Below are 16,029 nucleotides of genomic sequence, written 5' to 3' on the forward strand. Positions count from 1 at the left end.
GGCCAGGCGATCGGCCACGACGCCGGCAAGCGCGTGCGGGGCCGCGAGCGACACCTGTTGGTGGACAGCTGCGGACTCGTACCGCGGGCGGTCGTACACTCGGCCTCCGTCCAGGACCGGGCGGGCGCGAAGCTGGTCCTCACAGGCATCCGAAAACCTGTTTCCGCAGGTCGGGCTGGCCTGGGCCGACGGTGGCCACGTCAACGCGGTCGACCCCGGACTCGTCGGCCGGGCCTCCGAACGCGAGAACCTGACGATCCTGGCAGTGCCCCGCAACGCCGATGTGAAAGGCTTCCGGGTGCCGCCCCGCAGGTGGGTGGTCGAGCGGACATTCTCCTGGCCGGGACGGTGCGGACAGTGGCACGGGACTACGGGCGCAAGACCGCGCACGCCGAAGCGATGATCAAGGTCGCCATGATCCGCCTCATGGCCGCCCGCCTCGCCGGCGAGGACATCGAACCACGCGGCCCCATCGAGACCGAAGCAGCCCGCCGCCTCGCCGACGACCTCAACAACGAGCAGTCGGCCAGTTACCCGACACTTTCTGGGCCGAGGGCCGAGGCCAGTTCGGCCGCGTCGGGCGGGGTCGCGCCGGGGCGGGTCACCGTCAGGGTGGCCGCGGCCGTGGCGCGGGCGAGGGCGGTGTCCAGGCTCGCGCCGGTGTGGCGGGCGTGCAGGAGGGCGGCGGTGAAGGCGTCACCCGCGCCCACCGTGTCCGCGACCTCGACCGTGCGGGCGGGTGCCTCGGCGCGGCGGCCGTCGGCGGTCAGCGCGAAGGCGCCGGCCGGTCCGCGGGTGACCGCGACGGTGGCCGGACCGAGGCCGAGCCAGTGCCGGGCCACCTCCTCCGGGTCCTGGCCGGGGTAGAGCCAGGCGAGGTCCTCGTCGCTGGCCTTGACCAGGTCGCCGAGCGCCACACAGCGCTCCACCCGGCGGACGGCCTCGCCGTGCTCGCCCATCAGCGCGGGCCGCACGTTCGGGTCGTAGCTCACGCCGGCCCGGCCGCGCCAGCGCTCGACCAGGGCGAGCACGGCCGCCGCTCCCGGTCCGGTGACGGCGGCGATCGAACCGATGTGCAGGTGCCCGGGCGGGTAGGGCAGTTCGACCGGCGGGAGGGTCCAGCCGATGTCGAAGGTGTAGTGCGCCCGCCCCCGCTCGTCCAGCCGCACGACCGCCGACGGAGTGCGCCAGGTGCCCGCCGCCTCCGCCGATTCCGCCGCCTCCGCCCCGGACAGCAGGGCGACGCCGGCGGACTCCAGGTGCGCGCGGATCAGCCGGCCGTACGGGTCGTCGGCGAGCTGGGTGAGCAGCGCGACGGGCTCGCCCAGCCGGGCCAGCCCGTAGGCGACGTTGGCCGGGCTGCCGCCCGGGTGGACGACGTCGGGCGCGCCGTCGGTGCGGACGACGTCGGCGACGCACTCGCCGATCACCACGAAGTGCGGGCTGGTCACGGGGCTGCTCCTGCCGGTCCGGTGCGCCGGCGGGACTGCGGGCGGCCGGCGCGGCTGCCCAGCCTACGAGGTGGCCGGCGGGGCAGGGAGGAGCGGTGCGCACGGCCGGAAGGGGTGCGCGCGTGCGGAGCGGACGCGGCGGGCATCGCTCCGCACGCGGGCATGAGTACGGCCGCCGGACCTGGCCAGGTTCTCCGACGGCCGTGGCCCCGCCCGTCAGGGGGTGGGGCTCTTCGAAGGTATGACACCGTGCGGCCGCTCGGCCACCATGGTGGTCCGTCCGGGGGACGGCCGCGTGTCGCCCGGCCCGGGGCCGACGGGTCGGGGGCGGTTCGCGCAGGTCGGAGCGGTGCGGGGCGGGGACTGTCGGAGGGCTCTGCTACGGTCCGTGCCCGGAAGATCGCTCACCGGAACCGGGCCTGCCGGGACCGGCGCGGACCCTCCGACACGAGAGAGGTGATCGCCTTGTCCTGGCACCGTTCCGTCCTCGCCGCCGCGCTCGCGCTCGCGGCGGTACCGCTCGGCCTGGCCCCGGCCGCCGCGGACGGCCCGGGGGCGGGTCCGCCGGCGGCCGGGGACCCGGTCTTCCCCGCGCTCGGCACCACCGACTACGACGCCCACTCCTACGACCTCGCCTTCACCTACCGCCCCGCGACCAGGACGGTCGACGCCACCATGGCGATGACCGCCCGCGCCCGCACGGCGCTGCCCAGCCTGGAGCTGGACGCGCTCGGCCTGGACGTGCACGAGGTCCGGGTCGACGGGCGCCCGGCCGGCTTCCGGACGCACGACGAGAAGCTGACCGTGGTCCCGGCGCGGCCGGTCCGGGCCGGGGCCGCACTGCGGGTCGAGGTCGGGTACACGGCCGACCCGCGGGCCGCGCTGCCCCACACGGGCTGGGTCGTGACGCCCGACGGCTTCGCGGTGGCCGGCCAGCCGGACGGCGCGCACACCGTGTTCCCGTGCAACGACCGGCCGGGCGACAAGGCCCGGTTCACCGTCGCCGTCACCGCGCCGGACGAGCTGTACGGGGTGGCCAACGGCCTGCCGACCGCCACCGAGCCGCACGCCGACGGCACCACCACCCGGCGCTACCGGTCGCGCGAGCCGATGGCGACCGAGCTGCTCCAGGTCTCGGTGGGCCGCTACACGGTCCGTGAGCGCCAGGGCCCCGGCGGGCTGCCGCTGCGCGACGTCGTGCCCACCGCGCGGGCGGCCGACCTGGAGCCCGCCCTCGCCCTGACCCCCGGTCAGCTGGGCTGGGCCGAGCAGCACCTCGGACCGTTCCCGTTCGAGACGTACGGGCTGCTGCCGGCCGACACCGACGACCCGGCGGCGTTCGACTTCACCGGTTTGGAGACGCAGACGCTCACGCTCTACAAGCCGAACTTCCTGCGCCAGCCGGAGCAGCAGATCGGCTCGCACATGATGCACGAGCTGGTCCACTCGTGGTTCGGGAACAGCGTCACCCCGGGCACCTGGGCCGACCTCTGGCTGAACGAGGGCCACGCCGACTTCTACGGTCTGATGTACCGCTACGAGCGCGGCTGGCCGGACTCCGGCGGTTTCACCACCCTCGCCGACCGGATGCGGAGCGTCTACGCCCAGGGCGACCAGTGGCGGCACGACTCCGGGCCGGTGGCCGCGCCGACCGCCGCGACGCTGTTCGACAGCCAGCGGTACACCGGCGGCGCGCTGGTGCTGTTCGCGCTGCGGGAGCGGGTCGGGGCCGAGGTGTTCGACCGGATCGAGCGGGCCTTCCTGCGGCGGCACCGGAACGGCGCCGCCACCACCGCGGACTTCCTGCGCACGGCGGACGAGGTGTCCGGGCAGTCGCTCGGCGGCTTCCTGTGCGACTGGCTCTACGGCGAGCGGACCCCGCCCATGCCGGGGCACCCCGACTGGACGGTGGATCCGGTCGATCCGGGCGCCGCACGGCGGACGGGAGGTGCGCCGAAGGGCTCCGGGACGCTCTGACGGCGGTCGGCCGCGCCGGTGGACCGGAGAGCGGCCGGGGAGCGGACCGGGCAGCGGGCCGGCGACGGCCGTAGAGCGGGCGGAGAGCGGGCCGGCGACGACCGGGGTCGGCCGGGGAGTGGACCGGCGCGGGGCCGGAGCCGGGCCTCACCCGGCACGCCCGGCCGGTGCGCCCGGGCGCCCTTCGCGCGCCCTTGGCGGGTGCCGGTGGCGAGCGGATCGTGGTGACCACGGCCCGCTCGCCGCCCGGCCGAGTCCCGGCCGGCTCGCGGGCCGTCCAGCGTTCGCGCCGGACCCGTGCCGGGTCGTGCCGACCCGTGCCGCTCTCGCACCCGCTCCCGTGCCCGCTCCCGTGCCCGCCCTCCGTGCCGGGCCGGTGGGGCCGTCGCGGGCCCGCCCCGGCCGACCCCGCTGTGGGCCCCGACCTGGCCACCCGCGAAAATAGACCGGTCGGACAGGCAACCCGGCCCTGGCCCCAGCGCGTTCAGCAGCCGTGAGAACGAGAGCGAGGACCCGGCGGCCGCGGCCGACCGGCAGGACCGCCGCCACCGACCTGGCGGCGCGGACGACGGAGACGGTGGCGGGAGCAGCATGGCGGGGGCGTCGGGATGAGCGAAGCGAGACCGGACTTCGAGGAGTTCGTCGCCGCCCGCAGCCCTCGGCTGCTCAGGATGGCGTGGCTGCTGACCGGCGACCCGTACCTGGCCGAGGACCTGCTCCAGACGGCCCTGGCCAAGGTCTGGCCGCGCTGGGAACAGGTCTCGATCGACCGGCCCGAGGCGTACGTCCGCCGGGTGCTGGTGAACTCGCACGTCTCCTGGTGGCGCCGCCGCTGGCAGGGCGAGCTGCCGCACGACCGGCTGCCGGAGCCGCCGACGGTCGCGGACCCGTTCGACGAGGTGGTGACCGGCCAGGTGGTCGCCGCCGCGGTGCGGGCGCTCCCGGCCCGGCAGCGGGCCGTGGTGGTGCTGAGGTTCTTCGAGGACCTCAGTGTGGAGGACACCGCCGAGGCGCTGGGCTGCACCACGGGCACCGTCAAGAGCCAGACGCACCGCGCCCTGCAATCGCTGCGGAGCAAGCTTCCGGCCAGGGAACTGCTGCTGGACGGGGGCCGTCGTGACGGAGCATGACTTCGCCGCGTGGGAGCGCGAGGCGGCCCTCGACCGTGAGGCGGCTCTGGACCGGGCGGTGGCCGACGACCACGAGGTGGCGGACGAGCTGCGGGTGCTGCTCCAGTTGGCCGCGCCCCACCTGCCGGCGCCCGCGGACCGGATGGAGCGGGTGCTGGCGCGGGCCTTTCTGGCCCGGCGGCGCCGACGGCGGGCGGCCCTCGCGGCCGGACTCGCGGTCGGCCTGACCGCGGCCGTGCTGGCCGCCGCCCCGGCGCTCGCGCCCGGTCCGACGGGCACCGTGCTCGGCCCCGCCGCCTCGGGACCGGCCCTCGGCGCGATCCCGCCCGCCGGTTCACCGGCCGGGGCGCCCGCCGGCTCCCCCGAAGCCTCGGCGAGCGCCTCGCCCGGCCCGGGCTCGGGCGACCGGAACGGCCCCGTACCGACGGCCTCCCCGAGCGTGGGAGCCGACGGCGGCGTGACGGACGACCCGGCGGGCGACGGGACCGGTCCGATCCGGCCGACCCGGTTCACCCTGCTGGACGGGGTGATCATCGACGTGCCGAACACCTGGTTCGACCTCACCCTCGTCGCCACGCCCGAACGGGCCGAGTCCGTCGGCTACATCTCCCCCCAGCAGCTGACCCTGGAGCAGGCCTGCCCGATCCGCAACGGCGTGCAGCAGTCCGTGTGTCTCGCCGCCGGGGGGCTGATCGACAACTCGGTGATCGTCTCGGTGCGGGTGGTCCGGGACGAGAAACTGGCCACCGATGCCGCGAGCCGGTCGGTGCTGCTCCGGGACTCCGAGATCGACAAGGACTGCGCGACCGACGGCGGCACCCGGCAGCTGCGCGCGCAGCAGGTGGTCATCCCGAACGGGCGGGCGGAGATCGTGGAGTTGTCGGCCTGTCTGCGGCGCCCGACGCAGGAGACCATGAGCACGCTGTACGGGCTCACCTCCTCGGTGCGCCTGTTCGGGTCGGCGGCGGACAGCCCGATCTTCTCGGCGGGCTGACGGCCTCCCGTAACCCGGGTGGCGGAGCCTCGTTGGACGGGGCATGAAGAAGCGCAGCATGCTGGCCGTCGCCTCGCTCGCCGTCGGCGTCGTGGCCTCCCTGACCGCTCCCGCCGCCCACGCCGCCGCCCTCGGCGGCCAGGGCGATCTGGCCGGACCGCTCCAGAGCGGGCCCCTGGCCTCGGCCTCGGACGCGCTCCCGGGGCAGGTCGGCGACGCCGGCGGCGTGGTCGGCCAGGCGACCGGCCATGTCACGGGCGAGGCCCCGGGGCTGATCGGCCTCCCGTCCTGACGGAGCAGCCGGCCCCGCTCGGCCGACCGAGCGGAACGGCCCGACGGCGTCAGCCGAGCGGGGCGCCCAGGTCCTGGGTCCAGTAGAGGCCGGCCGGGCCGGTGGTCACACCGATGCCGACGTCCTTGAACGCGCAGTCCAGCATGTTGGACTGGTGGATGCCGCCGTCCATCCAGCGGGAGAACACCACCGCCGGGGCGCTCGGGCCCCGGTCGAGGTTCTCGCCCCACTGCGACCAGCGGTAGCCGGCGGCATTGAGCCGGGCGTCCGCCCGGGTGCCGTCGGGGGCGAGGTGGTCGAAGAAGTTCCGGGCGACCATGTCCTCGGAGTGCTTCTGGGCGGCCGCGTGCAGCTTGGGGTCGATCCGCAGCGGACCGCAGCCGCGCCGGCCCCGCTCCGTGTTGACCAGGTCGACCAGTTGTCGCTCCAGGCTCGGCGGGGTCGTGGTCGGCCGGGCGGCGGCCGGGGTCGCGGTCGGGGTGGCCGCCGCCGGGCCGCTCGGCACGGGCGGCACCTCGACCGGGGCGACCGTGACCGGAGCGGGCGGCGCGGTCTCCGGCGTCTGCGTCGGCGGCACGACGGAGGCGGCCTGCGGCAGCGGGGCGTCCGGGGCACTGGCCGGAGCGGTCGGCTCCGGCGCGGGCCCGGACGGCAGCGAGGGCTGGGGCCAGACCATCGCGAGCGTCGCCGCCGCGAGCACCACCGCCGTCCCGCCCGCCAGCACGCTCCTGCGGCGGGCAAGGTCCGTCCAACCGCCCGGTCCGCCGGCCGGGTCGGTGGGCGGAGTACCGGCACCGGTGGGCGGAGTACCGCCGGAGCCCGCACCGGTGGACCCGCCGGTGGAGCCTCCGGCCGTGCCGCCGTCGCCGGGGACCCCACCGGAGCCGGCGCCCGGCGTGCCGGCCGTGGCTCCGGCCGCCTGGAACGCGAGCCCGCTCGGCGTGTCCATCGGCACCGGGACCAGCGCCAGTCCGGCCAGCAGCCCCTCCGCCGGGAACAGGTCGCGCCCCAAACCGTCACAGGGCCGGCAGCCGCGGATGTGGCGGGCTATGCGCTTGCGCCAGACCGAGTTCGGCATGCCGTCCCAGCCGGTCGTCACCTCGGCGAGCTCCGGGCAGCGGGGGTAGGCGGTGAGCGCCCGGACCACCACCCGGCCGGCCTCCAACTGCTTCTTCATCCGTTGGACGCGGACGGCGGTGTGCTGCGGCGTCAGGTCGAGCGCCTCGGCGAGTTCGGCGCGGGTGAGTTCGCCGGAGGCCTCCAGCCACCACAGGGCGAGCAGTTCCTTGTCGTCCGGGTCCAGCCAGCGGGTGGCCTCGGCGACCTCCCGGCGCTGGCCGGAGAGGCCGAGCCGGAGAATGGTGAGGTCGGTGAAGTCCGCGCGCGGGTCGGCCAGCTCCCAGCTCTCGTCCAGACCGCCGACGGCCGCCTGCTGCTGGCCGGTCGACCGACTGCGGACCTGGTTCATGGTGATCGCCACCAGCCAGGACCGGAACGCGCCCGGGTCGCGCAGCCCCTCCAGGCCGTCGAGGGCCCGGATCATGGTCTCCTGCGCGATGTCGTCCACGTCGGCGTGGCCGTTCAGCGCCCGGCCGGCGACGTTGTAGACCAACGGGAACCAGGCCGCGACCAGCGCCTCGCGCGCCTGCGCGTCGCCCGCCTGGGCCGCGCGCACGAGGGTCGTCCCGGCCCTGTTCTGCACGTCAACGTTCATGGGTCCGCACTCCGTCCGGCTGTCGTCCGTCCGCCACTGCCTCCTCGGAGACCGCTGGGGAGTGCTCAGATAACAACAATTCGCGCGGATTCGGAAAATCGGCGGACGGCGAGGCCACCGGCCGGGCCCGTGCGGGCCCGAACGGTGGCTCCCCGGTGGCTCCTCGGTGGCTCCTCGGAAGGTGAGCACCCGAGAGCGCCGGGCCGCCGACGGCCGGAGCGCTCGGGGGTCAGGACGGCGAGGCGAAGACCTGGGTCCACCAGGGCCCGCCGGAACCGGTCCGGACGCCGACGCCGATCTGCTTGAAGGAGCAGTTGAGGATGTTGGCGCGGTGGCCGGGGCTGTTCATCCACGACTCCATCACCGCCGCCGGGTCCTTCTGCCCGCGCGCGATGTTCTCGCCCCAGCTGCTCCAGCGGTAGCCGGCCGCCTCGATGCGGTGGTCCGCGTGGTAGCCCTCGGGGCTGGCGTGGTCGAAGAAGTTGCGGTCGGCCATGTCGTCGCTGTGGACCTGGGCGGCGGCGGTGAGCTTGGGGTCCACCGTGAGCGGCCCGCAACCGGCCTGCGAACGCCGGTCGTTGACCAGGTCCGCCACCTGCTGGGCGAAGGAGCTGTTCGACGAACCGCCCGGCGCGGTGGTCGCGGTCGGACGCGGAGCGGTCGGCGAGGGCTTGGCCGTGGTGGGCGCCGTCGCGGGGGCGGTGGTGGGGGCGGCGGTCGGCTTCCCCGGCTCGGGAGCGCCCGCCGTACTGCCGGGAGCGGTACCGGCACTCGCGGCCGGGTTGCGCGGCGTCCCGGACGCGGTGGCCGGGGCCGCGGAGGCGGTGTGCCCCGGGGTGGTGGCCGAGGCGGTGGGCGTCGCCGGGGCGGTGCTGGGCGGCGGGGTGGCCGTGGCGGCGTGGGCCTGGTCACCCGGGGTCTGGTCGCCCGGGGCCTGGTCCTGGACCGGCGCGCCGCCCGCGCCGGGCACCTGGATGCCGTTCGCGTCCCCGGCCTCGGCGGCGACCAGCGGCTCGTACGCCACGGCCTGCGAGCCGTTGTCGCTGCCCTCCTCGCCCCGGAACACCGCGTACCCGGCGCCGGTCAGCGCGGCGATCACGCTCGTGCCGGCGACGGCCGCGGCCACGGCCATCATCGGTCCCATCCCGCCCCGGCGGCGGCGCCGGCCGTGGCCGTGGCGCCGTTCGGCGGCGCGCCGCGCGGCGCGCCCCTCGGCACCCGCGGGACGCCCGGTCGCGGGGAGGACGGTGGTGCGGTCTTCGCTGTTCACCTGCGCACGCTTCCTGTGTTCTGGTCGGTCGGATCGGTCGGACGGGTGCCGACACCTGGGAGACCACGGAGCGGTGGGCGGATAACAGAAAAGTGCGAACTGATTTCCGAACGAACCGGCGGGACGGCGGTCGGCCATGATGCCGCATCCCGGCCTGGTCCGTCGGCCCCCACGGGCACGGTGGACCGGCGCCCCCGCGGGGCGGCGCGGCGCCCGGGCGGGCGGGCGGCGGGACGACGGCAGGACGAGGTGGCGGGGCGGGGTGGCGGGACGGTCAGGCGTCGGCCGGAGCCATGTCGTAGGTGACGAACATGGTCCGGGTGGCGACCTGGTCGTACTTGCTGCGGGCCCGGTGGTTGTCGTCGGCGGTGATCCAGCGCACGGTGTTCCAGCCTCGCTCGGCCGCGATCGCGCGCAGCCGGGCGAGGAGGAGGTCGACCGCTCCGGCTCCGCGCGCGGCGGGGGCCACGAACAGGTCGTCGAGGAAGCCGGCCACCGCTCCGTGCAGCGGACGGACGAACGGCCGGTAGTGCGCCAGCCCGACCGGGGTACCGTCGCTGTCGCGCACCAGCAGGCCGTCCAGCTCGTGCGCCGGGTCGGTGAGCCACGACCAGACCAGCTCGGCCTTCTCCTCCGGCATGGGCACCCGGTAGAAGTCGCAGTAGCCCCGGAACAGCTCCCGCCAGGCGGCGAAGTCGGCGCCCGTGGGCGCGTCCACGGTCCAGCCCGCGCTGGGCCGGTGCCCGGCGGTCGGGTGTCCGGCGGTCGAATGCCCGGCGGTCGGCGTGGTGCTGGGCGGCGTGGCGCTGGGCAGCGTGGTGCTGGGCGGCGGCATGGGATGCTCCTCGTGGATGGTCCGGCGGGTGGTCCGGCCGGTGCAAGCCGGTGGGCGAACCGGTGGCCGACGGCCCGGTCGGTACCGCGCGTGCACAGGTGGATGCCGGACAGCATGACGTCCCGTCGGATCCGCGCCGATCGACAGCACGGCCAAATGCGTGTCCGATCCGCTACGGAGTGGCAGTCGCCCCGGACCGGCGGACCTGGCGTCCCGCCGCGCGCCGGCGACCCGCATCACCGATCCTGGACGCCCACCCGCACGCCGTTCCCGCCCCGCGCCCGCCGAGGAGGCCCCCCGATGCTGCTCCGCCGCTTGGCCCTCGCCTCGCGCGCCGTGGCCGCCGAGCCCGGCCGCCGGGCCAAGACCGAGCTGCTGGCCGACTGCCTGCGCGAGCTGGGCCCCGACGAGGCGCCCTCGGCCGTCACCCTGCTCTCGGGCGAGTCACAGCGGCTGCGCACCGGCCTCGGCCCGGCCGCCCTGCGCGACCTACCGCCGCCCGCCACCGGCCCGGTGCTGGGAGTCCGCGAGACGGAGCTGGTCCTGGAGGCCATCGCGGCCGTGCACGGGGCGGGCGCCCGGGCCGAGCGGCACCGGCTGCTGACCGGGTTGTTCGAGCGCGCCACCGAGGCCGAGCAGTCCTTCCTGCGCGCCGTCCTGGTCGGCGACCTCCGCCAGGGGGCCCTGGACGCGGTGGTCGCCGACGCCGTCGCCCGGGCCGCCGGGGTGGCGGCGACGACGGTGCGGCGGGCGCTGATGTTCCGCGGTTCGGCGCGGGCGGTCGCCGAGGCCGCGCTGACCGGCGGGGAACCCGCGCTGGCCGCCTTCCGGCTGGAGGTCGGCCGCCCGGTCCGGCCGATGCTGGCGGCCTCGGCGCCGGACGTCGGCGCGGCGCTGGAGCACCTCCCCGGACCGGCGGCGCTGGAGTGGAAGCTGGACGGGATCCGGGTCCAGGTGCACCGGGACGGCGGGGACGTCGGGGTCTTCACCCGGTCGCTGGACGACATCACCGCCCGGGTGCCCGAGGTGGTGGAGGCCGCGCTGGCGCTCCCCGTACGGTCCGCGGTCCTGGACGGCGAGGCGATCGCCCTCGGCCCGGACGGCCGCCCGCGCCCCTTCCAGGAGACCGCCGCCCGCACTGCGGCCCGCCGGGACCCGGAGCGGCTGCGCGCCGAGGTCCCGCTCAGCCCGCACTTCTTCGACCTGCTGCACCAGGACGGCGAGGACCTGGTGGACCGGCCCGGCCGGGAGCGCTGGGCCGCGCTGGCCGGGGCCGTCCCGGCCGGACTGCGGGTGGCCCGCACCGAGACCGGCGACCGGGAGGAGGCCCTCGCGTTCTTCCGGGCCACGCTGGCGCGCGGCCACGAAGGAGTCCTGGTGAAGGACCCGGCGGCGGGCTACCGGGCCGGCCGGCGCGGCGCGGGCTGGATCAAGGTGAAGCCCCGGCACACCCTGGACCTGGTGGTGCTGGCCGCCGAGTGGGGCAGCGGCCGGCGGCAGGGCTACCTCAGCAATCTCCACCTGGGGGCGCGGGCCGGCGGCGAGCCGGGCCTCGGCCCGTGGGTGATGCTCGGCAAGACCTTCAAGGGCCTGACCGACGAGACCCTGGCCCGGCAGACCGAGGCCCTGCTCGCCCGCGAGGTCGACCGGGACGCCTGGACGGTGCGGGTGCGGCCGGAGCTGGTCGTGGAGATCGCCTTCGACGGGGTCCAGCGCAGTCCCCGCTATCCGGCCGGGCTGGCGCTGCGGTTCGCCCGGGTGGTGCGCTACCGGCCCGACAAGAGCGCGGCCGAGGCCGACACCGTCGCGACCGTCCGGGAGATCGCGGCGGCGGAGGGCATCGCGGCGGCCACGGACGGGATCACGGCGGCGGAGATCGCAGCCGCGGAGGGCTTCCCGGAGCCGTCACCGAGGGGGATGCCGGACCAGGACATCCCGTCTGACGACTGATCAAACTTCTTCTTCCTCAAACTCGTTCACGAGCAGAGGCAAATCGGCCATTCTGTGCGAGGCGGCCACGCTCTCTTCGTGTGCGACGGGAACCGGGGTTAGTTTGACGACGACAGCGGGGGCGGCACGGCCCGGAGGATCCGGTGCCACACCAGGGAGGGATGTCCGTGATGAACGTGAACGTCGAACGGGACCGCTGCTGCAGCTCCGGCCAGTGCGTCATGACCGTGCCGGAGGTCTTCGAACAGGACGATCAGGACGGTCTGGTGAGAGTCCTCCTGAACCCCGTACCCGCGCCACGGTTCGCCGATGTGCGCCTCGCCGCCGAGCTGTGCCCCGGCGGCGCCATCACCGTCACCGAGGACGACGACGGGGCCCGCACCGCCGCCTAGCGACCGCTGGACGACCGCACGCCGAGCGCCCGACGGGTGCCCGACGGGTGCCCGGGACGAGTGCCCGCCGAGCGCCCGACGACGACGCCCCGACCACGCCCCGACGACGACGCCCCGGCGGCGGCCGTCCGGCCCACGGCCCGCCCGCCGTCTCCACCGCCTGCCACGGGCCCACCTGTCACGCGAGGAGACCACCTTGAGCACACCCACCGCCCCCGTCACCCTGATCCCGGCCCGGCACGACACGGCCTGCCCGTTCGCGCCGCCGCCCGCCTACACCGAGGCCGCCGGCACCGGCCCGGTCAGCCGCGCGGAACTCCCGGACGGTTCCCCCTGCTGGCTGGTGACCGGCTACCAGGAGGTCCGTACGGTGCTCTCGGACCGCCGGTTCAGCGCCGACGCCCGCCGGCCCGCGTTCCCCTTCCTCACCGAGGGGCGGCGCGAACTCGTCGCCGCCAACCCCTCCTTCCTCCGCCTCGACGACCCCGAGCACGCCCGGCTGCGCCGGATGGTCACCGGGGACTTCCTGGTCAAGCGGGTCGAGGAGATGCGCCCCGGCATCCAGCAGATCGTGGACGAGGCGCTCGACCGGATGATCGCCCGGGGCGGCCCGGCCGGGCCCGCCGACCTGGTCGCCGACTTCGCCCTGCCGGTGCCCTCCCTCGTCATCTGCCTGCTGCTGGGCGTCCCGTACGAGGACCGCGAGGCGTTCCAGGCCAACAGCCGGCTGCTGCTCACCACCGAGGCCGACGACCGGGACGTGGCCCGGGCGCAGGACGAGCTGCTGGACTACCTGGGCCGGCTCGCCGAACGCAAGCGGACCGAGCCCGGGGACGACATCCTGAGCCGGCTGGTGGCCCGCGAGGACCTCTCCCCGCGCGAGATCGCCTCGACCGGGGTGCTGCTGCTGGTCGCCGGGCACGAGACCACGGCCAACATGATCGGACTCTCCACCGCCCTGCTGCTGCGCCACCCGGAGCAGGTGGCCCGGCTGGCCGATCCGGCGGCGGTGCCGGGCGCCGTGGAGGAGTTGCTGCGGCTGCTCACCATCGTGCACACCGGCGTCCCCCGGCTCGCGCTGGAGGACGTCGAGCTCGGCGGCACGCTGATCCGGGCGGGCGACGGCGTGATGGCGATGCTGTCGACCGCCAACCGGGACGACGGGCTCTTCGGCAGCGAGGGCCACCTCGGCGTCGACGAGGTCGACCTCGACCGCGAGGCCCGCCGGCACGTCTCCTTCGGCTTCGGGGTGCACCAGTGCCTGGGTCAGCCGCTGGCCCGGGCGGAGCTGCAGATCGCGCTGGCCACGCTGTTCCGGCGGCTGCCCGGGCTGCGGCTGGCGGTGCCGGAGGAGGAGCTGGAGTTCCGCACCGAGGCACTGATCTACGGGCTGGGCGCGCTGCCGGTCCGGTGGTGACCGACGCGCGGTGCCGGCGCGAGCGGCACGCGGCGGGCGGCCGACGGACGATGCCCGGCGGCCGACCGGGCCCGGTTGGCCCTCGCCGGGGCACGGAGGCAGGCTTGAGGTGCGAAACAGAGCACCGGCCCGGCGGCCGCCCGCCACCACGGCGAAGCGCGGCGGGCCCGGACGCCCCGGCCGGCCGAGGAGACGGAGGAGCCCGCGATGACCGACATGAGCGCACGCTCCGAGGTGAGCGTCGACCAGGACGAGGACGTCCGCGCGGCCGACCCCGAGGAGGGCATCACCTCGACGCAGAACCTGCACGCCCAGGACACCTCCCAGGCGGAGGGTGAGTCGGAGGATGAACGGGGGGCGATCGGCTGATCCGTCCGGACCGACAGGTTTGCGAAGAGCCGCCGACGAGTAACCGACACGTGCCACGAGGCCGCCCGATCTGCGGGCGGCCTCCGCGACCCCCGGTGCCGCCGCCAGTACGGCGGCGGGCCGGCCGGAGAGGATGGGCGCATGACCGAACAGCAGCAGGACGCGGCGGCCGGGCGGTCGGCAAAGCCGGTGGAGCCGCCGGTCGATCCCCGGGCCTCCTGGGCCACCTGGACCACCCAGTCGATCATCAGCGGACCGGGCGGGGTGACCACCGTCGAGATCGGCCCGATCTCGGGCGACCTCACCGTGCACACCACCTGGGTGGACGGCGAGGCGCGGCTCACCGTCCAGTACACCGGCGCGCTGGACTGGTACACGGTGGCAGGCAGCCCGGTTCCGGCGGCCGACGAGACCATCGCGCGGGCCGTCCACCAGGCGATGGTGAACGCCGTCAAGGCCGGCAAGGGCTCCCGCGCCCCGGCGGCCCCGGCCGGCTGACACAGCACGGAGCGGCCGGCCCCGGGCGGGGTCGGCCGCTCCATGTCATGGGCTGGCGGTGTCATGGGCGGACAGTGTCACGGGCGTGGGGTGTCACGGACGGACAGTGTCACGGCCGCTCGCCCGGCTCCGCCCCGTCGCCCTTCCCGAGTGCTTTGCCCAGCCCCTTCCCCAGTCCGTTCCCCAGCCCCTTGCCGAGGCCCTTGCCGAGGCCCTTGCCCAGCCCCTTGCCCGCTTCCTTCTCCGGGCGCGGGGCCGGGGCGACGCCCGCCCAGTACCCGGGGTCGACCGGGTGGCGCGCGCGCAGGTCCGCGCGGACCTCGCGCGCGACCTTGCGGGTGTCCCGGAGATTGACCGTGGCCCCGATGCCCGCGCCGATCAGCAGCGGGGTCAACGAGGGCAGCCGGCGCAGCGAACTGCGGGTGAGCCGGCGGCGGACCTGCTGGCGGACCTCGCTGCCGAGTGCCATCGCCGCCAGGCCCGCCGGTTTGGCGAGCAGCGAGCCGTCGATACCGCGCCGGTTGGCCCAGGCCGTGACATAGGCACTCGCCTTCTGGGCGGCCGTGCCCGGGGCCGGGAGGCCGTAGACCTCGTGGAGTTCGGCGATCAGCTTCACCTCGACGGCCGCCACGGCGAGCGTCTCGGCGGCGATCTCCACCGCCATCGCGGGCGGTACCGGGAGCATCGCGGCGGCGCCCACACCGGCGCCGAGCGCGCTGGAGGCCCGGCCGGCGCCGGTGACCAGCAGGTCGGCGAGCTGCTCCGGGTCGGTGGCGCCGGGGTGCTGGGCACGCAGGGTGGCCAGGTCGCGGACGGGGATGCGCGGCGCGGCCTGGAGCAGCTGGTCGGCCAGCGCGCGGCCACCGAAGGCGGCGCCCTTGGCCGCCGTCCGGCTGCCGCTGCCGAGTCGGCGGGAGATGTCGGTGACCAGCTGGGCGCCACGCCGACGGCCGCGTTCGACGCCCGCCCGGTACTCGGCGAGTTCCCCGGCCTCGCCCTCGGCGGGCGCCCCGGGAGCACCCGGTTCGAGTCCCTCGACCAGGCCGGCCAGCTCGTCGGCGACGCGGTCCGGGGTGGGCTCGGGCTGTCCGGAGCGCCCCGGTTTCCTGAAGATTGCCATGCTGTGGCCGTACCCGGCGTGGCCCGGCAATACGCTCCGAGGGTGTCCCGGTCCTGCGACGGGGCGGCCACGGCATCGTCCCTACGGCCTATCGGCGGCGCCCCGCCGGGCCGACCCGGCGACCAGGTCCCGCGTCCCGAACCGGCGTCCCGACCCGGCGCCCCGACCCGGCGGCCCGTCCGACCGTTCGGCCGCCGTGCCCGTCAGTCGGTGATCTCGACTCCCCGCCAGAACGCCACCCGGCCGCGGATGTGCTCGGCCGCGGGCTCGGGGGCGGCGTAGAACCAGGCCGCGTCCGGGTTGGTGCGGCCGTCGACATCGAGCGAGTAGTACTCGGCGGTGCCCTTCCAGCCGCAGACGGTGGTGGTGTCGGACGGGCGCAGGTACTCCGGGCGGACGGAGTCGGCCGGAAAGTAGTGGTTTCCCTCGACGACGACGGTGTCCGCGCTCTCGGCGACGACGGTGCCCTGCCAGCGTGCTGTGGTCATGGCGGGAGTCTGCCCGACGCGGTACCGAAGCGGCAGTGGGCGGCAGGGGGCGTGGCACGATCCGGCCACCCGGTGTGACGGGCCGGACGTGAGGGGCCGAACGCGGAGAGCCGACCGCGAGAGGTCTGGCGG

15 protein-coding genes and 1 pseudogene are annotated in these 16,029 nt (G+C 76.0%); 10 read left to right on the forward strand and 6 right to left on the reverse strand.

From position 1 onward, the window contains the following. Positions 1-519, forward strand: a pseudogene (locus SM793_RS34465) (transposase); the annotation flags it as partial. Between the two features lie 11 nt (positions 520-530). Here the strand turns inward: SM793_RS34465 and SM793_RS34470 are convergent. After that, positions 531-1,451, reverse strand: a complete 921-nt coding sequence (locus tag SM793_RS34470) for a carbohydrate kinase (RefSeq protein ID WP_320442276.1) — start codon at positions 1,449-1,451, stop codon at positions 531-533. Between the two features lie 465 nt (positions 1,452-1,916). On the opposite strand from SM793_RS34470, the gene SM793_RS34475 reads away from it, so the two are divergent. From SM793_RS34475 to SM793_RS34490, 4 genes are all read left to right on the forward strand, one after another. Beyond that, on the forward strand, positions 1,917-3,428 hold the full coding sequence (locus tag SM793_RS34475; RefSeq protein WP_320442277.1) for a M1 family metallopeptidase: 1,512 nt from the start codon (positions 1,917-1,919) through the stop codon (positions 3,426-3,428). 608 nt (positions 3,429-4,036) lie between these two features. Further along, positions 4,037-4,558 (forward strand): SigE family RNA polymerase sigma factor, encoded by a 522-nt coding sequence (locus tag SM793_RS34480; RefSeq protein ID WP_320442278.1) that lies wholly within the window; start codon positions 4,037-4,039, stop codon positions 4,556-4,558. Further along, entirely contained in the window at positions 4,545-5,552 is a 1,008-nt protein-coding gene (locus tag SM793_RS34485; protein WP_320442279.1) for a hypothetical protein, read from the forward strand. The genes SM793_RS34480 and SM793_RS34485 overlap by 14 nt, the downstream gene beginning before the upstream one ends. Before the next feature lie 43 nt (positions 5,553-5,595). Next, the gene (locus SM793_RS34490; protein ID WP_320442280.1) at positions 5,596-5,844 is read left to right on the forward strand and encodes a hypothetical protein; all 249 of its coding nucleotides are present in this window, start codon (positions 5,596-5,598) and stop codon (positions 5,842-5,844) included. A 49-nt stretch (positions 5,845-5,893) separates the two neighbouring features. Here the strand turns inward: SM793_RS34490 and SM793_RS34495 are convergent, their stop codons facing one another. From SM793_RS34495 to SM793_RS34505, 3 genes are all read right to left on the reverse strand, one after another. Further along, the gene (locus tag SM793_RS34495) at positions 5,894-7,558 is read right to left on the reverse strand and encodes a sigma-70 family RNA polymerase sigma factor (protein WP_320442281.1); all 1,665 of its coding nucleotides are present in this window, start codon (positions 7,556-7,558) and stop codon (positions 5,894-5,896) included. Positions 7,559-7,787: 229 nt separating this feature from the next. Beyond that, positions 7,788-8,828: a CAP domain-containing protein gene (locus SM793_RS34500; protein ID WP_320442282.1), complete on the reverse strand. Its 1,041-nt coding sequence runs from the start codon at positions 8,826-8,828 to the stop codon at positions 7,788-7,790. 274 nt (positions 8,829-9,102) lie between these two features. Continuing rightward, positions 9,103-9,663: a GNAT family N-acetyltransferase gene (locus SM793_RS34505; RefSeq protein ID WP_320442283.1), complete on the reverse strand. Its 561-nt coding sequence runs from the start codon at positions 9,661-9,663 to the stop codon at positions 9,103-9,105. Positions 9,664-9,963: 300 nt separating this feature from the next. On the opposite strand from SM793_RS34505, the gene SM793_RS34510 reads away from it, so the two are divergent. The 5 genes from SM793_RS34510 to SM793_RS34530 all read left to right on the forward strand — a co-directional run bounded on the left by SM793_RS34510 (position 9,964) and on the right by SM793_RS34530 (position 14,289). Further along, positions 9,964-11,613: an ATP-dependent DNA ligase gene (locus tag SM793_RS34510; protein ID WP_320442284.1), complete on the forward strand. Its 1,650-nt coding sequence runs from the start codon at positions 9,964-9,966 to the stop codon at positions 11,611-11,613. Positions 11,614-11,783: 170 nt separating this feature from the next. Continuing rightward, positions 11,784-12,005 (forward strand): ferredoxin, encoded by a 222-nt coding sequence (locus SM793_RS34515; protein ID WP_320442285.1) that lies wholly within the window; start codon positions 11,784-11,786, stop codon positions 12,003-12,005. 196 nt (positions 12,006-12,201) lie between these two features. After that, positions 12,202-13,422 carry a cytochrome P450 gene (locus tag SM793_RS34520; RefSeq protein ID WP_320442286.1) on the forward strand — a complete coding sequence of 407 codons (1,221 nt, stop codon included), beginning with the start codon at positions 12,202-12,204 and terminating at the stop codon, positions 13,420-13,422. A gap of 207 nt (positions 13,423-13,629) precedes the next feature. Beyond that, entirely contained in the window at positions 13,630-13,791 is a 162-nt protein-coding gene (locus SM793_RS34525) for a hypothetical protein (protein ID WP_320442287.1), read from the forward strand. 141 nt (positions 13,792-13,932) lie between these two features. Next, a complete protein-coding gene (locus SM793_RS34530; RefSeq protein ID WP_320442288.1) occupies positions 13,933-14,289 on the forward strand; it encodes a hypothetical protein in 357 nt (118 codons plus the stop codon). Positions 14,290-14,398: 109 nt separating this feature from the next. Here the strand turns inward: SM793_RS34530 and SM793_RS34535 are convergent, their stop codons facing one another. Both SM793_RS34535 and SM793_RS34540 read right to left on the reverse strand, forming a co-directional pair. Further along, the gene (locus tag SM793_RS34535) at positions 14,399-15,409 is read right to left on the reverse strand and encodes a hypothetical protein (RefSeq protein ID WP_320442289.1); all 1,011 of its coding nucleotides are present in this window, start codon (positions 15,407-15,409) and stop codon (positions 14,399-14,401) included. Between the two features lie 203 nt (positions 15,410-15,612). After that, positions 15,613-15,897: a DUF427 domain-containing protein gene (locus tag SM793_RS34540; RefSeq protein WP_320442290.1), complete on the reverse strand. Its 285-nt coding sequence runs from the start codon at positions 15,895-15,897 to the stop codon at positions 15,613-15,615. Positions 15,898-16,029 lie beyond the last annotated feature (132 nt).

This window comes from Kitasatospora purpeofusca (assembly GCF_034043715.1).
Classification (GTDB): Bacteria; Actinomycetota; Actinomycetes; order Streptomycetales; family Streptomycetaceae; genus Kitasatospora; species Kitasatospora purpeofusca_A.